This is a genomic window from Treponema sp. R80B11-R83G3, from assembly GCF_054786115.1.
The window spans coordinates 1-1,366 of record NZ_BDHF01000251.1 but is presented as its reverse complement, the minus strand read 5'-3'; the positions used below and the strand labels follow the sequence as shown (position 1 = coordinate 1,366).

The following is a 1,366-nucleotide window of genomic DNA, read 5'->3' as shown; positions in this document are numbered from 1 at the left end:
TATATCAGAACTTGGAACAAGTCCGGACGTTCTTTCACATGGACTAAAAAACCGTCTGAGATACTTGCTAAAATTGAAAAGGCTAAATCATGTTGACATATGTATTTTACAGCACACTAGCCGCCGTAAGGCGGCGTGCAGTTACCGCTTTGTTAAGTGCAGTGGCGATTGTTTTATACTTTATTTATGGAGTATATGTCCAATTACCATTTACAGAGGAATATTTACCCGCTTTCCTCATATTATTTTGGTAAGAAGTTTCAAATTTACCACTATTGTAAAATGGACCATCACTATCACTATCAAGACCAAACATTACATATTTACCTATTGTAATGTTAGTTAATGAATTGTCATTATACGTTAGAAAAACATATAATCCAATATATGCCACACTATTTGGTATTACTACAGTTGTTGCTCGATGTTTATAAAAGGCCCTATCACCAATATATTTGATTGAATTTCCTAATGTTATATTGGTAATTCGGTTATCATTACTAAAATCTCCATTACAGGTAAATGCCTTACTCCCTATACATACTACCCCATTACCGATTGTTACATTTGTAAGGGTATTACCATCGAATGCACTGTTCCCTATAATAACTACACTGTCAGGGATGACTATTGTTGACAATTTATTATTGGCAAAAGCATAGTTACCTATATTCTCTACTTTTCCGGGTATAGTAACAGTTGTAAGCTGATTACTTGCAAAGGTATAATTACCTATATATTCAACTTTCTGGGGAATTGTAATTCTTGAAAGTTGGTTGTTTGCAAAGGCATAATTATCTATGTATACCACGGTGTCAGGAATAGTTACTGATATTAGTTGGTTTTGTCGGAAAGTTTCCTCGCCAATATACGTGACTGTCTTTGGAAGTACAACACTAGTTAACCCCTTATTCTTAAATGCTCCGTTTATTATTCGGGTTACAGGCATATTGAAAATCATCTCCGGAATAACTATTTCTTTTGCTGTACCTTTATAGTTCAGTATTGTCATAGTTCCGTCATCATTTCCCTGAATGTCAAAATCACTTATATTTTGAGCATACAGAGAAACCGCAAGCACACTGATGATAACAAAAAAAGCCATCTTTTTCATTTGAAAACTCCTTATAATTGTTTATTGTATATTAATATCAAATAAATATTGTTTCGTCAATATACCTCATTACAAAAAACTACAATAGACTTGTTCGACAACCTCAAAATATGATATAAATTTAGAATGGGCGGGGAAAAAACAAATTATAACGATAAAGCACATGCTTTTAAGCGGATGTTTGGCGTTAAAACACAAACATTTATGAAAATGAAAGAAATTCTTGATAAAGAATACGAGGAAACACACAGA

1 protein-coding gene is annotated in these 1,366 nt (G+C 33.1%); it reads right to left on the bottom strand.

The genetic code is table 11. The annotated features are described in order from the left end of the window. Positions 1 to 184: 184 nt before the first annotated feature. A complete protein-coding gene (locus ACYVRH_RS13080) occupies positions 185 to 1,114 on the bottom strand; it encodes a leucine-rich repeat domain-containing protein (protein WP_461257338.1) in 930 nt (309 codons plus the stop codon). Between the last annotated feature and the right edge of the window lie 252 nt (positions 1,115 to 1,366).

Excerpts from the sequence above, each read along its gene's own strand:
- ACYVRH_RS13080 (WP_461257338.1), bottom strand. The coding sequence starts at position 1,114 with ATGAAAAAGATGGCTTTTTTTGTTATCATCAGTGTGCTTGCGGTTTCT.